The sequence below is a fragment of the Roseovarius sp. D22-M7 genome (assembly GCF_037083785.1).
Taxonomy (GTDB): domain Bacteria; phylum Pseudomonadota; class Alphaproteobacteria; order Rhodobacterales; family Rhodobacteraceae; genus Roseovarius.
The window spans coordinates 1-1,472 of sequence record NZ_JBAPKY010000160.1 but is presented as its reverse complement, the minus strand read 5'-3'; the positions used below and the strand labels follow the sequence as shown (position 1 = coordinate 1,472).

Annotated in this window: 1 protein-coding gene and 1 pseudogene; both read right to left on the bottom strand. The window is 63.6% G+C overall.

Features of this window, described 5'->3' with window-relative positions:
• A pseudogene (locus tag V8324_RS21825) lies at positions 1-186 on the bottom strand (EamA/RhaT family transporter); the annotation flags it as partial.
• A gap of 854 nt (positions 187-1,040) precedes the next feature.
• A complete protein-coding gene (locus V8324_RS21820) occupies positions 1,041-1,400 on the bottom strand; it encodes a DUF6362 family protein (protein WP_336421985.1) in 360 nt (119 codons plus the stop codon).
• Positions 1,401-1,472 lie beyond the last annotated feature (72 nt).

The following is a 1,472-nucleotide window of genomic DNA, read 5'->3' as shown; positions in this document are numbered from 1 at the left end:
CGCTGTGATGAAAATCGGGGCCGAGAAGATCAGCGTCGTCGCCTCGGCCAGCGGCATGAAGCTCAGACTGATGAAATAGAGATAGGCGCCGAGCAACATCAGCAGCCCGCGTGCCGCGTGCAGCCCCAGGTGCCTCGTGCGCAGGGCATGCGGTCCCCGCAGGATCAGCGCTGCCGCGGCGACCATCGGCATCGCGATCAGGTTGCGCAGGAAGAGGNTCCCCGCAGGATCAGCGCTGCCGCGGCGACCATCGGCATCGCGATCAGGTTGCGCAGGAAGAGGATCTGCACCGGGTCGTAGCGGTCCGTGAGCACCTTGACGATGGCGTCGTTCGCCACCAGAAACGCCACGCCCGCGCAGATCGTGAGGATCCCGCGGGAAATCTGATTGGGCTCGGTCTGCGGCTCCACGCGCATGCACGATCTCTCTGGCAATCTCTGCCGGCCCGGCTACCAGATGTGCCGCAGGGTTGCGAGTGACGGCAGATACCATGGGGTTGCTCTCCTGGTTGTCGATGAGTCCAGTTCGGGCGGCGTTGGCGACGCGACCGGCGTCACCGCGGGCGGCCGCAAGCGCCGGGGTGGACTCCGCCAATGCGGGGTCCAGTGGATTCGAGAGTGGACTCCCGAGCGCCAGGTATCCACCCCGGAGTCCACCTGCCAAACATCTGTTATTGCGTGGTTATTTCCGGTTTCAGGGGTGGACTCCGACCGGGATGGACTCCCAAAAAAATCGCTCTGACGCTAGCGAAATTGCGCGCTGCGCCCCCCAGCATACGAAGTGCACAAAAAGGAACCGTAAAATCAACGGCTTACGGGTCGGCGGAGACAGTTTTTCCGGTCAAGCGGTGGGCGGCTGCCCGGTTTCGAACTGTCTCCCCCTTGGCACCCGTCTGGACCCCGAACCGGACTCCGGGTGGACCCCGGAATCCAGCGGTGCAGGCCATCGTCCCTTCGTTCACGTCTCGTGCGATCATACCCCGTTTGTAGGCCGTGGCGCCGGTTCGTGAAACCCTCCCGGATGTCTCACCGATAATTCCGTCACAGGACGATTTTCCTTGACAGCCGGTCGGCGTTCTCGATCACGAAGCGCCGCGATCGCTTGGCTGATGGCACGCGCCCGTTGAGCCGCCAGGTGATCAGCGCCACGCCGTATTGCCAGTGCCGGTTGGCGGCCGGGCGGCTGAGCCCGATCTCCCAGGTGATCTTCTTCCACGGCTTGCGGTTGGCGCGCAGCCAGACGATCCGGGCGTCGTCACGCTCCAGCCAGCGCAGCCAGAGCATGGCCTCATCGGCTTCGGTGATCATGCGCGGGCTGGGCCGCGGGCGTTTCATCTCGGGCTCCTGGCCCACGTGATCGGCGAAGCTGTGGAAATATTGTAAGCGCGATCTGGGGCCCACCTTCTTCTGACTTATGATTTCTGGGAATCCGTCCCTGTCTTGGAATAGGGAAGGAGTTTCTCCGTGGAGGAT